The 16,027-nt window shown below is 52.6% G+C and carries 8 protein-coding genes; 5 read left to right on the forward strand and 3 right to left on the reverse strand.

Translation table 11 applies throughout. The features are described from left to right. Positions 1-44: 44 nt before the first annotated feature. The gene (gene ompC / locus JHD74_RS08635; RefSeq protein WP_024529620.1) at positions 45-1,160 is read right to left on the reverse strand and encodes a porin OmpC; all 1,116 of its coding nucleotides are present in this window, start codon (positions 1,158-1,160) and stop codon (positions 45-47) included. 840 nt (positions 1,161-2,000) lie between these two features. Between ompC and JHD74_RS08640 the strand changes: the two genes are divergently transcribed. From JHD74_RS08640 to rcsB, 3 genes are read left to right on the forward strand one after another with little or no spacing between them, the layout of a single operon-like run. Beyond that, a complete protein-coding gene (locus JHD74_RS08640; RefSeq protein WP_024529619.1) occupies positions 2,001-3,152 on the forward strand; it encodes an MFS transporter in 1,152 nt (383 codons plus the stop codon). Between the two features lie 21 nt (positions 3,153-3,173). Beyond that, the gene (gene rcsD / locus JHD74_RS08645) at positions 3,174-5,876 is read left to right on the forward strand and encodes a phosphotransferase RcsD (RefSeq protein ID WP_199062445.1); all 2,703 of its coding nucleotides are present in this window, start codon (positions 3,174-3,176) and stop codon (positions 5,874-5,876) included. Further along, the gene (gene rcsB, locus JHD74_RS08650; protein WP_021178490.1) at positions 5,869-6,519 is read left to right on the forward strand and encodes a response regulator transcription factor RcsB; all 651 of its coding nucleotides are present in this window, start codon (positions 5,869-5,871) and stop codon (positions 6,517-6,519) included. Before rcsD ends, rcsB begins: the two co-directional genes overlap by 8 nt. An 81-nt stretch (positions 6,520-6,600) precedes the next feature. On the opposite strand, the gene rcsC is transcribed toward rcsB, so the two are convergent. Together rcsC and gyrA are read right to left on the reverse strand one after the other, a co-directional pair. Then, positions 6,601-9,474 (reverse strand): two-component system sensor histidine kinase RcsC, encoded by a 2,874-nt coding sequence (gene rcsC, locus JHD74_RS08655; RefSeq protein WP_024529617.1) that lies wholly within the window; start codon positions 9,472-9,474, stop codon positions 6,601-6,603. Positions 9,475-9,641: 167 nt separating this feature from the next. Then, positions 9,642-12,293 carry a DNA topoisomerase (ATP-hydrolyzing) subunit A gene (gene gyrA / locus JHD74_RS08660; protein WP_074028099.1) on the reverse strand — a complete coding sequence of 884 codons (2,652 nt, stop codon included), beginning with the start codon at positions 12,291-12,293 and terminating at the stop codon, positions 9,642-9,644. Positions 12,294-12,515: 222 nt separating this feature from the next. Here gyrA and ubiG point away from each other — a divergent pair, with 222 nt between their 5' ends. Further along, entirely contained in the window at positions 12,516-13,241 is a 726-nt protein-coding gene (gene ubiG, locus JHD74_RS08665; RefSeq protein WP_021178493.1) for a bifunctional 2-polyprenyl-6-hydroxyphenol methylase/3-demethylubiquinol 3-O-methyltransferase UbiG, read from the forward strand. Between the two features lie 432 nt (positions 13,242-13,673). Next, complete coding sequence (gene nrdA / locus JHD74_RS08670; protein ID WP_024529615.1) at positions 13,674-15,962, forward strand: class 1a ribonucleoside-diphosphate reductase subunit alpha; 2,289 nt, start codon at positions 13,674-13,676, stop codon at positions 15,960-15,962. Positions 15,963-16,027 lie beyond the last annotated feature (65 nt).

A 16,027-nucleotide genomic window follows, 5' to 3' on the forward strand; every position in this document is an offset into this window, starting at 1 on the left:
AAAAACGCGGCCCGAAGGCCGCGTTGTCACATTCACAGTATTGCTTAGAACTGGTAAACCAGGCCTACAGCAACCACGTCGTCGGTATTGATACCGGCTTTGTCGGTAAATGTGTTGTCGTCCAGCAAGTTGATTTTGTAGTCAACGTAGGTGGACATGTTTTTGTTGAAGTAGTAGGTCGCGCCCACATCAACATATTTCAGCAGATCCTGGTCGCCGTAACCGCCACCAATGTCCTTGCCTTTAGACTGCAGGTACGCCACGGAAGGACGCAGGCCGAAGTCGAACTGGTACTGTGCAACCACTTCGAAGTTCTGTGCCTTGTTCGCGTAACCGTACAGAGAGCTATTGCTGTTGCCGAAACGGGTAGCATTGTAAGACTGAGTATACATCGCTGCCAGATAGACGTTGTTGGCGTCGTATTTCAGACCACCGCTATAGCCTTCGGCCTTACTACCACGACCCAGAATAGAAGAGGTGCCGTTAGGGCCACCGTTCTGATCGTTGGTACGGTCAGCATTGAAGAACGCACCAGCAGCACTGATGCCATAGCCCAGATCGTAGGAAACGGACATACCGTAACCGTCACCGTTCTGGTTCAGGACATCACGACCATTGTTGCTTTCTTCACCGTTGCCGTTTTTACCCTGATACTGCAGAGCAAAGTGCAGGCCATCAACCAGACCGAAGAAGTTGTTGTTACGATACGTCACTACACCGTTGGTGCGTTGGAACAGGAAGTTGTCTGCACCATAGGTATCGCCACCGAACTCAGGCAACACGTCGGTCCATGCGCCGATGTCATACATCACACCGTAGTTACGGCCGTAATCCAATGAGCCGTAATCGCCGAATTTCAGACCAGCGAAGCCCACACGGGTGAAGGCATCATTTTCAGCTTCGGTTTTATTCAGCTGAACCTGATATTCCCACTCACCATAGCCGGTCAGCTGATCGTTGATCTGAGTTTCGCCACGCAGGCCAAAACGCATATAAGACTGATCGCCATCGGTTTTATCGTTGTCGGAAAAATAGTGAAGACCATCGATTTTACCGAACAAATCCAGTTTATTGCCGTCTTTGTTGTAGATTTCTGCTGCACCTGCAGTGCCTGCCATCAACAGAGCTGGGACGATCAGGGAGAGTACTCGAAGTTTCATCGTTATTATCCTCTTAATTATGTCGAGCTACGGCCACTGCTCTTCTGAGCATTATTAGCGCGACTGTGAATCACCATTCTGGTAACAAGGGCTATATTAATCCAGAAAGAAAATGATACCAAGTATCCGATAGTGTTTCATACCAATATTTAAAGGTTTCAAAATGTAAATACTGGCGAACTTTAACAAAAACTTACCGACAAATAAAATTAAGCACCGAAAGATAAAAAAATAAATTAAACCTTATAAAACAATGAAATATACAAATCTTTATAAAAATAAAGATATCAGTACAAAAGTATCAAACAATAAGCACGTTGTGCCAAAAATCGCTTCAACGCCTGGCGCTATAATCACCCCGCTATCATCATTATTTTCATTATTACCTTCATTATCCGTATGATAATTTTTGTAGTTACGACCGGCCTCTGGCCGGTTTTTTTATACCCAAAACCAGCGCGCAAATCGTTCCAATAAAGCATTTTATGCACAAATTTAATCACAATGAGATATCATAAACATGGTCAATCACCGCACTAATAGCTAAATAAATAATAAAAATACCGACCACTAATTAACCAGTGAATAATTTTCAGGTGCTCATCGTTTAAATAGCCCACAATCACATACAAAATAACAATGAATCCTGCATCAATTCCCTCGATAATATATTTGTTACTTTGAGAAACTATCTCACCCTCATCAGCAAGTGATCTAACACAGCACCTCCCCCCCTGATGGGTTACAGGGTTAACGCGAATCCTTTCGACCCCGATCACAGATTGTGATAAAAACAGGGGTTCATTTAAGCCACTATCCAGAGCCGATCCCGATACCGACATGACAGTCACTTGCAACGAACAAAGTAAGCCCGGTGTGCCCGAGCAGAATGCTACCCGCCTGGCCTTTTTTATCGCCGGACTGGCGATGGCCACCTGGGCGCCGCTGGTACCTTTTGCCAAAACGCGTATCGCGATAGATGACGGCTCATTAGGCCTGTTGCTGCTGTGCATCGGGGTTGGCTCGCTCATGGCAATGCCGTTGACTGGGCTATTGACCGGCAAATTTGGCTGTCGACGCGTGATCCTGCTGGCGGGCATCGCCCTATGCATCGATCTGCCGCTGCTGGTGCTGATGGACTCCACCTTGGGGATGGCATTGGCGTTGCTGCTGTTCGGTGCGGCGATAGGTATGATTGACGTAGCCATGAACATCCAGGCCGTGGTGGTCGAACGCGCCAGCAATCGTGCCATGATGTCCGGCTTTCACGGTTTCTTCAGCGTTGGTGGGATCGCCGGTGCGGGTGGAGTCAGCGCCCTGCTATGGCTGGGGCTAGGCCCGCTGCAAGCCACGCTGATCGCCGTCGTCGCCATTCTGGCTCTGCTGCTGATTGCCAGTAAAAACCTGCTGCGTGAGAGCGGCGGAGATAAAGAAGGCCCGATGTTCGTTCTGCCACGTGGCTGGGTGATGTTCATTGGCCTACTGTGTTTTATCATGTTCCTGGCGGAAGGCTCAATGCTCGACTGGAGCGCGTTGTACCTGACCACCATGCGCGGGATGGATCATAGCCAGGCAGGCTTGGGTTACGCCTTGTTCTCCATTGCCATGACGATCGGCAGGCTGAATGGCGATCGCGTGGTAAATGCCATGGGCAGATATCAGGTACTGTTGCTGGGTAGCCTGTGTGCGGCCATCGGCCTGGCATTGGCTATTACCATAGACAACGCCATAGCCTCTTTGATTGGTTTTATGCTGGTCGGCGTCGGGGCATCCAATGTGGTCCCTATTCTATTTAGCGCAGCTGGAAACCAACGCGTCATGCCTGCCAACCTGGCCATCGCTTCGGTCACCACGGTGGGCTATGCCGGTATTCTGGCCGGCCCGGCGGTGATCGGGTTAATCGCCCAGATCTCCAGCTTGACGTTTGCCCTGGCCTGTGTGGCGGCATTACTGCTGATCGTCACTGCCAGCGCCAAAGCGGTCACTCGCTAATTTCAGGAATGCGTAGCCATGTTGCAAGATAGACAACTGACCATTAACTCCCGCTACATCACACGCAGCTTCTGGCTGTTTATCGTGCTGCTGGCCATGGCCATTGGGTTGTACAGTTACAACTACACCAACGCCTACCTGACGGAGAAAAAGCATGCCGTCAGTACCATCGCCAATATGCTGCAAAAGCGCATCGACAGTTACCGCTTTCTGACCTACCAAATCTACGACAAATTTGGTAATACCGCGGCGCTTCCCGTTGAAACCCATCTGCAGGAAACCCGCCTGCGCCCGGATGTTTATTACGTTGAGAAGCCACGCAGCAAAACCGATGCGGTCATTTTTGGCAACCACGACAACGCCACGTTGGCTGCGGTTGCCAGGATTTCGGACTTCCTGGATAACCGTTGGGGAACCGAAACCGAAAACTATGCGATGTATTTTCTCAACGGGCAAGATAACAGCCTGAGCCTGGTGACAACCCAATCGCTGAAAGACCTGACCTCGCGGTTGAAAGAAAACTACCTGACCACGTCGGTATCGGACCGCCGCACCGAAATGCTACAACAGGCCAATATGCTGGACGAACGCGAGAGTTTTTCCGGCCTGCGCAAACAACGCTTCCAGAACGCCTACTCGTTTTCTATCCGCACGACCTTTAACCAGCCGGGGCATTTGGCCACGGTGGTCGCCTTCGACCTGCCGATTAACGATATCATTCCGCTTAACATGGCCCGCTCCAACTTCCTGTTGCTGCCCGATGAGCAAGAGATCGACGATAGTGTGGTGCCAAGCGAAACGGCAATCAACGCCCAGGCCGCCTTGAAAGGCAGTTGGGTTGAATTCAGTGTTTCATTGCCCAACTCGCCTCTGCAGCTGATTTACCGCGTCTCAGCTTTCAATCTGGCGATTGACCTGTTGCGCAATAACATCTGGCTACTGGCGATCAATCTGCTGTTGCTGGCGCTATCGATGGTGGGTATTTATTTCCTCCGCCAGCAATACATCCGCCCCAGCGAAAATATCGCCGCCGAGCTGGATCTCCAACGCTCGCTCAACCAGGAAATTGTCGCCAGCCTGCCTTGCGGGCTACTGGTCTATGACTTTGCCGACAACAGCGTGATTACCAGCAACAAGATCGCCGAGCACTTGATGCCACATCTTAGCCTGTCCAAAATCGCCCATATGGCGGAGCAGCATCATGGCGTGATCCAGGCGACGGTCAACAACGAAGTCTATGAGATCCGCATCTTCCGCAGTCAGCGAACGGCGGAAACCTATCTGTTCCTGCTCAACGATCAGGATAAAGAAGTGATGGTGAACAAACGGCTGCAACAGGCCCGCCGCGAATACGATAAAAACGTTCAGGCCCGTAAGTTGATGTTGCACAACCTGGGGATCGAGCTGAATCAGCCGGTGCGACAAATGCACGAACTGACCCGGAGCCTGTGCCAGCCATCAGATGTCGAGCAGCAACAGACATTGCTTAAACAACTCAACCTGGCTTCTGCATCGGTATTGGATCTGATCGACAATATCACCCTGCTCACCCGGCTGGAAACACAGGATTGGCAGCCGGTACGTCAACCATTCAATCCCTCTGCACTGCTGGATGAACTGCTGCTGGACGTGCTGCCAGCCATCAACCAGAAAGGGCTGGCGCTATTCAATCACGTTAATCTGGACGTCAACCAACAGTACATTGGCGATGCTGGCGCACTGCGCAAAATCCTTTCATTACTGCTGCGCTACGCCATCATCACCACCTCCTACGGCAAGATCACCCTGGTGGTAGAACAGGAAGCCGAACGCCCTGAACACCTGGTATTTCATATCAATGATACCGGCACCGGCATTTCCAATGAGGAAATCAGCAACCTGACCTACCCGTTCCTCAGCCAAACGCTGGTCGATCGCTTCGATCACGGCTCTGGGCTGACGTTTTTCCTGTGTAATCAGCTGTGCAAGAAACTCAATGGCCAGTTGGATATCCGCAGCAAAATCGATATCGGTACCCGCTATACCATTCGTGTCACTATGGAGCAGGAGAACATCGAGGAACAGGCGACGGAGAAATTACTCGATGGGGTAACGGCGCTGCTGGATATCACCTCCGACGAGATCCGTCGTATCGTGACTCAGCTACTGGCGGGCTATGGGGCCAACTGCATCGTGGCCGAGGAGCACCAAAACAGCCAGGATTATGATGTATTACTGACCGATAACCCGCAGCAGGCCGACGACTATACGTTACTGCTAACCAGCGATGAAGCAGGCTGGCAGCAGCTTGATAAAGGCTATATTCGCGTCAACTATAACCTGCACAATGCCATGATTGACGCGGTTCTGATCCTGATAGAACACCAGATGGCGGCACAAGAGCAGGAAGAAAACCCGGTAGGATCGCTGGCCGATAGCGCCCAAGTGTATGAAAAACAATTGAGATCAAGTGATTACTATGGTTTGTTTATTGATACAGTACCCGACGATATCAAAAAACTGTATACTGAGGCGGGCAGCAGTGATTTTGCAGCGCTGTCTCAAACTGCACACCGCCTGAAGGGCGTGTTTGCTATGTTAAATCTGCTTCCCGGAAAGCTTCTGTGTGAATCGTTAGAACAGCACATCGCGGACGGTGATGCGCTCAAGATCGAGAATAACATCAGTCAGATTGATTTTTTCGTCAGTAGACTGCTGCAGCAAGGTAGCCAACAACATGAATAACTTGAACGTAATTATTGCCGATGACCACCCTATCGTACTGTTTGGCATCCGGAAGTCACTTGAGCAAATTGAGTGGGTGAATGTCGTTGGGGAGTTCGAGGACTCTACAGCACTGATCAACAATCTGTCCAAGCTGGACGCCAACGTACTGATCACCGATCTTTCGATGCCGGGTGACAAATATGGCGACGGCATTACGCTGATAAAATATATCAAACGCCACTATCCGCAATTGTCGATCATCGTTCTGACCATGAACAACAATCCGGCCATTCTCAGCGCGGTGTTGGATCTGGACATCGAAGGCATCGTCCTGAAACAGGGTGCGCCCACCGATTTGCCAAAAGCGCTGGCCGCATTGCAGAAAGGCAAGAAATTCACGCCGGAGAGCGTCTCGAAGCTGTTGGAGAAAATCAGTGCCAGCGGTTACGGTGACAAACGTCTGTCTCCGAAAGAAAGTGAAGTGTTGCGTCTGTTCGCCGAAGGTTTCCTGGTGACCGAAATCGCCAAAAAACTGAACCGCAGCATCAAGACTATCAGTAGCCAGAAGAAATCAGCCATGATGAAACTGGGTGTTGATAACGATATCGCACTGCTCAACTATCTCTCCTCCGTCAGTATGACGCAGTTGGATAAAGACTAGTGTTCAACGGGTGCAGCATGCGGCACCCCTGAAACAACATTGTTATCAATCTAAAGGGCGCTCTTAGGCGCCCTTTGGTATTTATGCAGTTTCCGACTCAGCCCTAAGCCGCCGTACCCGTTGACTGTAATAGCCAAGCGACTGCTCCAGCGTCTCTAGCGTGACCGGTTTCGACAGGCAGTTATCCATCCCGGCCTCAAGACAGCGCTGTTTCTCTTCTGCCAACGCATTAGCCGTCACGCCAATCACTGGAGCCGTGAAGTTCGACTGACGCAGGCAACGTGTCAATTCATAGCCATCCATGTTCGGCATATTGACGTCGGTCAGAACTATATCCACCGTATTGCGTTCCAATACGCTGAGCGCGTCGACACCATCATTGGCAGTGATCACCAGATAGCCCAACGATGCCAGTTGATCGGACAGTAAGCGCCGGTTAATCGGGTGATCGTCCACCACCAGCAGGCGAATATCCCCATTATCGGCACTATTGGCCTTAACCGGTAACGGCAGTTGCACCAATGCCTTGTCGCTTTCGGTAACCACACCAAACAGCCGGTTCAACAGCAGGATGGCATCCCGTGGCGTAGAGGTACTATGCAGCCAGTAACCCGGATGCGTTTCCAATGACGGCCCGATGTGCGCGATGGAGAACTCTATCTGTGCCAACAGCGGGGTATCCACCTGCAAAGGATAATCGCTGAGCAGAACATCCCCTGTCGCGGTTTGCTGCCCCTCATAACGTAATACCGTGGCACCGTAGCCGCCAAGGATCGCCTGCAGATAGCTTTCCAACCGCTGATTACGAATTTGCAGCCACAGGTTTTTGCCCTGCCAGGTATCGCTGGCCTGAGGCGTCGGGAACAACGCCCCAAACAGCGGAATACGAATGGTAAACAAGCTGCCGAGGCCAGGCTCGGACTCCACCGCGATATCACCGTCCATCAGGTTGATCAGTTTTTCACAAATCGCCAGCCCAAGCCCAGTACCCTGGAAATGGCGCTGCACCCCGCTGCCAACCTGGAAGAAAGGATCAAACAGGCGCAGGACTTCTTTATCTGGAATACCGACGCCGGTATCGCGAACGCTGAACTCCAGATAGCTGTCACGGGTGCAGACTTGCAGGATGATACAGCCGGTATCGGTAAACTTGATGGCGTTATTCAATAAGTTAGACAATACCTGCTGCAAACGCACGGGATCGCCATTGATACGCTCAGGCACTCCTTGTTCAATAAAACAGTACAAACCGAGCCGTTTTTTCACCACCAGCGGCAAGTAGTTGCCCGCGATGTGGGTAATGACTTCCAGGCAAGAAAACTCACGGGGCTCTATCTTCAACTGCTCCGACTCAATCTTGGAGAAGTCCAGGATGTCGCTGATGATCTTCAGCAACAGCCCCGAGGAGTTGCTCATCGCATTGACCAGGCGATCGACCCCTTGTGGCAACGCCTTGGTCTGCAGCAGATCCAGGTTGCCGATAATCCCATACAGCGGCGTGCGCAGTTCATGGCTGACGGTGGCCAGGAACATCGATTTGGACTGGCTGGCCTGCTCCGCTGCCGCGGCCATTTCCTGCAGCGACTCTTCCATTTTGACACGGGCGCTAACGTCAACCAGCACGCAGATCGCCACGTCCTCATTGCGGTAACGGGAATGAACAAAGCTGATTTGCAGGTTGTTGTTGTTACTGGTCATCACATCAACAAAGTTGACCTGCTGTTCGCAGATAATACGCGTAATGCGATCGCGATCCTCGTTGGTCAACAGGTTGATATAGTTATGCGCCAGTTCATTACTCAGGATGTTGGTACCATCACTGATGCGCAGAATGCAAATGCCCACCGGCGCCGACGCCACGATCTTGCGGTTGAACTGTTCATGCTCCTCCAACCGGAAGGCATTCTCCTCCGCAGGCAGGAACATCTTGCGTTCGAACAGCCACGCCAGGCTAAACAACACCACGGCCGACAGCAGGTTAAGCAGCACCGCGTTGAGGATCAGCACCTTGAAGCGCTCCACCACGCTCTTCACCGGCAAGGAATACACGATGCTGAGCGACGAAGGCGGCAGCGCCTTCTTCATGATTAGATCCTGGTAACTGTCGACATAGCCAAAATAGGTGTGTTCCTGCGGATAAACATTGAGCGAAGAGGCGTAACGATCGCCATTGGCCAGTTGCAACACAGATTCGTTGTTCTCATCCAGCAGATTTACCCCCACCGGCAAGTTGCTGGTGGTGACAAAGTCCTCCAGGCGGATCGTCTGTTCAATCCCCAGCAACGCTTCCAGTTTGTTACCGACATAGACCGGCGTCATCACATACAGGTAACCTACATCAGGCCGCTGCTGGCTGGGGCTGATCCAATAAAGGTTATTGTCTTTCTCCGCGCTGTTGGCGGCGTTACGGTATTTAAGGATGCGCTCATGCAGCGCCTTGAGCACCTTTTGCCGGTCGGTGATGCCGCTGCTGCTACCGAATTCCGTCATGCACAGGCTATCACTGCCGATGAAAAACACTCGGTTCAGGTCATAGGCTGCGACAAAGTTTTCTTTCCAGTATTGGATCAGACCGTTTAACGAGGTGATCGCGTCACGGTAGTTGGAGTTCAGCGCGCAGTTGGATTCCGGGTACAGCGGCTTCATCTCCGGTTGGCTGTCTTTGCCATTCATCATGCCGGTGAACAGCTCGAGGCTCCCTACCGTGCCGTTGAGGCGGTTTTCCGCCATGTATTTGATGTCGCGTATGATATCCGCCGAATGGCGAATGTAGCCCTGTGCCTGGTCAAAGTTGAGATTGTATTCCTGCCTGATATCGGATTCTTTCTCATGCACGATATCCAGGATATAAAACGTGGTCAGCAGTGCGCCCAGCGACCACAGCATGAACGCCAGCACCCGAAACAGATAGCGGGAAATTTTTAACGTGGTACGGAAAGAGGCTAAGTATTTCAAGCAGGTACCATGCCAGAGTAAGGGGTGACGAGCATAATCATAGCAAAACAACGATCCCGTGCAGCATCGACAAGTGATTGCAGCAATTAAACCATACAACTGAAAAAGGGCCTAGCATCGCTGCCAAGCCCTTTTTGATCCACCCAGATTGTACGAGATCGCACTATTTAGGCGTTCTCGTCATCCAAATCGTCTGCGGCGCCGGTATCCTCATCACCCTCATCGAGTGGTGTGGTATCTTCTTCCGCTTCATCGCTACCTGGTTCAAGGCTATCAAGCTCTTCATCTTCAACCGGTTCAGCAACGCGCTGCAGGCCGACGACGTTCTCGTCTTCCGCAGTACGGATCAGAGTGACACCCTGAGTGTTACGGCCAACCACGCTGACTTCCGCGACACGGGTACGCACCAGCGTACCTGCATCGGTGATCATCATGATTTGATCGGTAGTTTCTACCTGCACAGCCCCAACAACCTGGCCATTACGCTCGCTGACCTTGATGGAGATAACCCCTTGGGTCGCGCGCGATTTGGTCGGATATTCCGTTACCGCGGTACGCTTGCCGTAGCCGTTCTGCGTCACGGTCAGGATATCGCCTTCACCGCGTGGAACAATCAGCGAAACTACACGATCGCCTTCACCGAGGTTGATACCGCGTACGCCGGTAGCGGTACGGCCCATCGAGCGCACCTGCCCTTCTGGGAAGCGCACCACTTTACCGTTGGCGGAGAACAGCATCACTTCGTTGCTGCCGTCGGTCAGGTCAACACCAATCAGCTCGTCACCCTCGTTGAGGTTAACGGCGATGATGCCAGCACTGCGTGGGCGGCTGAACTCGGTCAATGCGGTTTTCTTCACGGTACCGCTGGCGGTAGCCATAAACACATGGCGCCCTTCTTCGTATTCACGCACCGGCAGAATGGCGGTGATACGTTCGTTGGCTTCCAGCGGCAACAGGTTGACGATCGGCCGGCCACGAGCACCACGGCTGGCTTCCGGCAGTTGATACACCTTCATCCAGTACAGGCGACCACGGCTGGAGAAGCACAGGATCGTGTCGTGGGTGTTGGCCACCAGCAGACGATCGATAAAGTCTTCTTCTTTAATACGGGCGGCTGACTTGCCTTTACCACCGCGACGCTGTGCTTCATAGTCGGTCAGAGGCTGATACTTCACGTAGCCCTGATGCGACAATGTCACGACCACATCTTCCTGGTTGATCAGGTCTTCGATGTTGATATCAGACGTGTTGGCGGTAATTTCGGTACGGCGTGCGTCACCGAACTGATCGCGCATGGCCACCAGTTCTTCACGGATCACTTCCATCAAGCGGTCTGGGTTTTCCAGAATAAAGATCAGCTCGGCGATGATGTTCAGCAGCTCTTTATACTCGTCCAGCAGCTTCTCGTGCTCCAGGCCGGTCAGTTTCTGCAAGCGCAGATCCAGGATCGCCTGAGCCTGTTGCTCGGTCAGGTAATATTTACCGTCACGGATACCGAACTCTGGCTCCAGCCACTCTGGGCGTGCAGCGTTGTCACCGGCGCGTTCCAACATCGCCCCGACGTTACCCAGATCCCAAGGTTGCGCGATTAACGCAATCTTCGCTTCTGCCGGAGTCGGCGCGCGGCGGATCAATTCGATAATCGGGTCGATGTTGGCCAACGCAATGGCTAACGCTTCCAGGATATGGGCGCGATCGCGGGCTTTACGCAGTTCGAAAATGGTACGGCGGGTCACCACTTCACGGCGGTGGCGCACAAATGCACGCAGAATATCTTTCAGGTTCAGCAACTTTGGCTGGCCCTGATGCAGTGCCACCATGTTGATACCGAAGGTGACCTGTAGCTGAGTCAGCGAATACAGGTTATTCAGCACCACTTCACCCACCGCATCACGTTTGACTTCAATCACGATGCGCATACCGTCTTTATCAGACTCGTCACGCAGCGCGCTGATGCCTTCAACGCGTTTTTCTTTCACCAGCTCGGCAATTTTCTCGATCAGGCGCGCTTTGTTCACCTGATAAGGAATTTCATGCACGATGATGGTTTCGCGGCCGGTTTTAGCGTCCGCCTCTACCTCGGCACGGGCGCGGAGATACACTTTACCACGGCCAGTACGGTAGGCTTCTTCAATACCACGACGGCCATTGATGATTGCCGCCGTCGGGAAGTCCGGGCCTGGGATGTGTTCCATCAGCCCTTCAATGCTGATGTCTTCATCCTCGATATAGGCCAGACAGCCATTGATAACTTCAGACAGGTTATGCGGCGGAATGTTGGTCGCCATACCTACGGCGATACCGGACGAGCCGTTGACCAGCAGGTTCGGGATCTTGGTTGGCATAACGGCCGGGATCTGCTCGGTACCGTCATAGTTTGGCACGAAGTCGACGGTCTCTTTTTCCAGATCCGCCAGCAGTTCGTGGGCGATTTTCGACATGCGCACTTCGGTATAACGCATTGCTGCGGCGGAGTCGCCGTCCACAGAACCGAAGTTACCCTGGCCGTCCACCAACATGTAACGCAACGAAAACGGTTGGGCCATACGGACGATCGTGTCATACACCGCGCTGTCACCATGCGGGTGATACTTACCGATCACGTCCCCAACGACACGGGCCGATTTCTTGTATGGTTTATTCCAGTCGTTACCCAGTACATTCATCGCGTACAGAACGCGGCGGTGCACCGGCTTCAGTCCATCACGAACATCTGGCAACGCACGGCCGACAATAACGGACATCGCGTAATCCAGATACGAGCTTTTCAGCTCTTCTTCGATATTTACCGGTGTGATTTCTCTGGCAAGGTCGCTCATGGAGCTGCTATCCCTCATACTGAATGATTCATCTGCCTTGGCGTAGTGCCAAAGGTGTAAAACTATATCACAAAGCGCGCTTTACGGGGAAATTACCGGCGCTGTTTCGCTGAAATGTGCTGCCCTGCGGGCGAAAAATGCCCCGGTAACAACAGCGCTGCGCCAAGCGTGCCGGAACATGTATAATCTGCACCATAAGAGAACCAGGAGCTAATAACGCCCATGAATGCTGAATCATCCCGTCACGCGCCAAACGTTGATCACCAGGAAATCGCCAAATTTGAAGCTGTCGCCTCGCGCTGGTGGGATCTGGAAGGTGAGTTCAAGCCGTTGCATCGGATCAATCCGCTGCGTCTGAATTATATCATGCAGCGCGCAGGAGGCATTTTTGACAAACAAGTGCTCGACGTTGGCTGTGGCGGCGGCATTCTGGCAGAGAGCATGGCGCGTGAAGGTGCGTTGGTAACCGGGCTGGATATGGGGGCAGAACCGCTCCAGGTGGCGCGACTGCATGCGCTGGAAAGCGGTATGCAGGTGACCTACGTGCAAGAAACGGTAGAAAGCCATGCGCAGGCTCATCCGCAACAGTATGACATCGTCACCTGTATGGAGATGCTCGAGCACGTCCCGGATCCGGCCTCCGTCGTGCGCGCCTGTGCACATCTGGTCAAGCCAGGCGGCCATGTGTTCTTCTCCACCATCAACCGCAATACCAAAGCCTGGCTGATGGCGGTCATCGGCGCTGAATACGTGCTCAAAATGGTGCCACAGGGCACCCATGATCATAAAAAGTTCATCCGCCCTTCTGAACTGATCGGTTGGGTCGACGGCACCGAGCTGCGTGAAAAGCATATCATCGGCCTGCATTACAACCCGATCACCGACCATTTCAAGCTGGGCCGTAACGTGGATGTGAACTACATGGTCCATACCCAGCACCAGGGTTGAAACGGCCACAACGTACCGGCGGCGATGTTTCCGCCGCCGGTACGACTAAGCGTATAAGATAAATACCTATTTATCCGTTTTCGATCAAAAAAGCCGATCTAAACCGTTTTTAAGAATATAAAAGCAGATCAATATGCGGTTTTTTTCTAACGTTTAATAAAGCGGCAAACGATCGAGGTTTTCACAAAATCAGCAAAATCTCCTCGCGCTTATTGACAACCTTGTCACCCCAGATAGGGCGCGCACTAGGAACAATTGGTAACATTTCACCCCCAAGTTATCCACAAGATCGGCAGGTTTTGTTCACTTGCAAACCCACCGCTTTATCACTATCTTGTTACCTCACCGACATACACCCCCTATATATAGTGTTTACATACTGAGCAGAGCGACTACACTTTCTGCTTAGGGGAATCTCACGGACAGGTAAAAATGAACCAAAGCCTACTTGTAACTAAACGCGATGGCAGTAAAGAGCGCATCAACCTCGACAAAATCCACCGAGTCATCGACTGGGCCGCGGAAGGTTTAAACAACGTCTCGGTCTCTCAAGTAGAGTTACGTTCACATATTCAGTTTTATGACGGCATCAAAACCGCCGATATTCATGAAACCATCATCAAGGCCGCAGCCGATCTGATCTCCCGTGATGCACCGGACTATCAGTATCTGGCCGCTCGCCTCGCCATCTTCCATCTGCGGAAAAAAGCTTACGGCCAGTTTGAGCCACCGAAGCTGCTCGACCACGTCGCACGCATGGTGGAGATGGGCAAATACGATAAACATCTGCTGGAAGACTACACCACTGAAGAGTTCGAGCAGATGGACTCCTTTATCGATCACTGGCGTGATATGAACTTCTCTTACGCTGCCGTGAAGCAGTTGGAAGGTAAATATCTGGTGCAGAACCGCGTCAGCGGCGAGATTTACGAGAGCGCCCAGTTCCTGTATATCCTGGTAGCCGCGTGCCTGTTCTCCAACTACCCGCGCGCCACCCGTCTGGACTACGTAAAACGTTTCTATGACGCGATCTCCACCTTCAAGATTTCACTGCCTACGCCGATCATGTCTGGCGTGCGCACCCCAACCCGCCAATTCAGCTCTTGCGTGCTGATCGAGTGTGGTGACAGCCTGGATTCCATCAACGCCACCTCCAGCGCCATTGTGAAATACGTTTCACAGCGCGCCGGTATCGGTATCAATGCTGGCCGTATCCGTGCCCTGGGTAGCCCAATTCGTGGCGGTGAAGCCTTCCACACCGGCTGTATCCCGTTCTACAAACACTTCCAGACCGCGGTGAAATCCTGCTCTCAGGGCGGCGTACGTGGTGGTGCAGCGACGCTGTTCTACCCAATGTGGCATCTGGAAGTGGAAAGCCTGCTGGTACTGAAAAACAACCGTGGGGTGGAAGGCAACCGCGTCCGTCACATGGACTACGGCGTGCAGCTCAACCGCCTGATGTATCAGCGCCTGATCAAGAATGAAGACATCACCCTGTTCAGCCCGTCTGACGTTCCAGGGCTGTACGACGCGTTCTTCGCCGATCAGGACGAGTTCGAGCGCCTGTACACCCTGTATGAGAAAGACAGCAGCATTCGTCAGCAGCGAGTGAGAGCGGTAGAGCTGTTCTCACTGATGATGCAGGAACGTGCTTCTACTGGCCGTATCTACATCCAGAACGTCGACCACTGCAACACCCACAGCCCGTTCGATCCGCAGGTCGCCCCGGTACGCCAGTCAAACCTGTGCCTGGAAATTGCGCTGCCGACCAAACCGCTGGATGACGTTAACGACGAAAACGGCGAAATCGCGCTGTGTACGCTGTCCGCATTCAACCTGGGTGCGATTGAAAGCCTGGACGATCTGGAAGAACTGGCCACGCTGGCCGTACGTGCGCTCGACGCCCTGCTGGATTATCAGGATTACCCGATCAAAGCCGCTCACCGTGGCGCGATGGGCCGCCGTACCTTGGGTATCGGTGTGATCAACTTCGCCTATTACCTGGCGAAGAACGGCGTACGCTATTCCGACGGCAGCGCCAACAACCTGACCCACAGAACCTTCGAAGCGATCCAGTACTACCTGCTGAAGGCCTCGAACCGTCTGGCTCAGGAGCAAGGGGCTTGCCCGTGGTTCAATGAAACCACCTATGCGCAAGGCATCTTGCCAATCGATACTTACAAGAAAGATTTAGACGCGATCTGTAACGAACCGCTGCATTACGACTGGGAAAGCCTGCGTAAAGAGATCAAAGAGACCGGCCTGCGCAACTCAACGCTGTCTGCCTTGATGCCGTCGGAAACTTCGTCGCAGATCTCCAATGCCACCAACGGCATTGAGCCACCGCGCGGCCATATCAGTATCAAAGCGTCCAAAGACGGTATTCTGCGCCAGGTCGTTCCTGAGTATGAGCGTCTGAAAAACGACTACGAACTGCTGTGGGAATTACCGAATAACGACGGTTACCTGCAACTGGTTGGCCTGATGCAGAAATTTATCGATCAGTCGATCTCGGCAAACACCAACTATGACCCAACCCGTTTCCCGGGTGGCAAGGTGCCGATGAAGCAGTTGTTGAAAGACCTGCTCACCACCTACAAGTTCGGTGTCAAAACGCTGTATTATCAGAACACCCGCGACGGTGCAGATGATATCCAGGAAGACATGCAGCCTGCTCAGGGCGGCGATGACGACTGTGAAGGCGGCGCCTGCAAGATCTAACGTTTGATACAGCGGGCCGGAACTCTTCCGGCCCCTTTACTTTTCAGCTCGGCACTAATGGATCC

The sequence above is a fragment of the Serratia sp. ASV30 genome, from assembly GCF_016428815.1.
Classification (GTDB): domain Bacteria; phylum Pseudomonadota; class Gammaproteobacteria; order Enterobacterales; family Enterobacteriaceae; genus Chania; species Chania fonticola_C.